General features: G+C 72.3%; 1 protein-coding gene. It reads left to right on the forward strand.

Annotated features, from left to right (window positions below; translation table 11 throughout):
- Positions 1-16: 16 nt before the first annotated feature.
- Positions 17-555, forward strand: a 539-nt coding sequence (locus tag ACS04_RS30165) for a SpnB-like Rossmann fold domain-containing protein (protein ID WP_158977675.1), incomplete at its 3' end; no start/stop codon positions are given.

The following is a 555-nucleotide window of genomic DNA, read 5'->3' on the forward strand; positions in this document are numbered from 1 at the left end:
GGCTCCGGTGGATGGGGTGGCCGGGCCGCATGTGTGGGGTGAGCTGCCGGAGGGTGAGCTGACGGGCGCGGTGGTCTTCCACGTCCCGGACACCGAGGGTCTGTTGCCGGATGCGGTGCGTTCGGCGACCGGTCGGACGCTGGCGGTGGTGCAGGAGTGGCTGGCTGGGGAGCGGTTCGCGGAGACCACGCTGGTGGTGGCGACGCGTGGTGCGGTGGTCGTGGACGCGGCTTCCGAGCGTGTCGATCTCGCTCAGGCGCCGGTGTGGGGTCTGGTGCGTGCCGCGCAGGCGGAGAACCCGGGCCGGATCCAGCTGACCGACCTCACGGCGGTCACCGACGGTCTTGACGCCGTCATCGCTTCCGGTGAGCCGGAGAGCGCGGTTCGTGCCGACGGCGTCCGCATCCCGCGCCTCGTCCCGGTCACCGCGACCGCCGAGGCTCCCCTGGTCCTGGATCCGGAGGGTACGGTCCTGATCACGGGTGGCACCGGTGGTATCGGTGCGCACCTGGCCCGGCACCTGGTGACCGAGCACGGTGTCCGCCACCTGGTCCT

This window comes from Streptomyces roseus (assembly GCF_001044425.1).
Classification (GTDB): Bacteria; Actinomycetota; Actinomycetes; order Streptomycetales; family Streptomycetaceae; genus Streptomyces; species Streptomyces roseus.